The sequence below is a fragment of the Citrobacter sp. Ca225 genome, from assembly GCF_030337175.1.
GTDB lineage: Bacteria > Pseudomonadota > Gammaproteobacteria > Enterobacterales > Enterobacteriaceae > Citrobacter_A > Citrobacter_A amalonaticus.
Map to the genome: position 1 here is coordinate 1 of NZ_JAOWCD010000030.1, position 809 is coordinate 809.

Consider the following 809-nt stretch of genomic DNA (forward strand, 5'->3'; position numbering starts at 1 on the left):
CCTGGTAAGCAGAGTTTTTGAAATGTAAGGCCTTTGAATAAGACAAAACGCTGCCTCATCGCTAACTTTGCAACAGTGCCGATTTGATAAATCATGTCGATAATTGGCTATGCACGAGTGAGTTCAACTGGTCAAAGTTTGGACATACAACTGGAAAAACTGACTCAGGCAAAATGTGAACGTATTTATCAGGAAAAACGTAGTGGGCGGACAGCCGAGCGAGCTGAATTTCAGTCTTGCATGCGTTACCTGCGAGAAGGAGATACGTTAATTGTCACTCGGCTAGATCGTCTGGCTCGCTCTGTTGTTCATTTGGCTCAATTGGCAAAACGCTTTCAAAACGAAAATATTGACTTGTTGGTATTGGATCAAAATATTGATACCCGAACATCTACCGGAAGACTAATGTTTAATATGTTGGCAGCCATTGCTGAGTTCGAAAATGATCTGAGAACAGAACGGCAAGCAGAAGGGATCGCAAAAGCAAAAGATAATGGGGTTAAATTTGGCAGGCCCGCCAAACTAACAGAAAGCAAGATCCAAGAAATTCAGTTGCGTCGGTTAGCTGGAGCTACAATCAGCCAATTGGCTAAGGACTTCCATCTGGGAGAGGCAACGATATATCGCGCATTAAAAACAATGGAGCAACCAGATTTATTGCTCGATCAGTCGTCACATTAAGACAAAACGTCTAATTTTACCTTTTCGAGGGGATGGGCAAATTTAGCCACGTTGAACACCGACAGATTAAGTACCGGAACAACGTGATTGAATGCGATCATGGCAAACTGAAACGGATAATCGGCGCC

Annotated in this window: 1 protein-coding gene and 1 pseudogene; both read left to right on the forward strand. The window is 43.3% G+C overall.

What is annotated here, in order from left to right:
- Positions 1-93: 93 nt before the first annotated feature.
- On the forward strand, positions 94-681 hold the full coding sequence (locus OGW13_RS00775) for a recombinase family protein (protein WP_274480350.1): 588 nt from the start codon (positions 94-96) through the stop codon (positions 679-681).
- A gap of 50 nt (positions 682-731) precedes the next feature.
- A pseudogene (locus OGW13_RS00780) lies at positions 732-809 on the forward strand (IS6 family transposase); the annotation flags it as partial.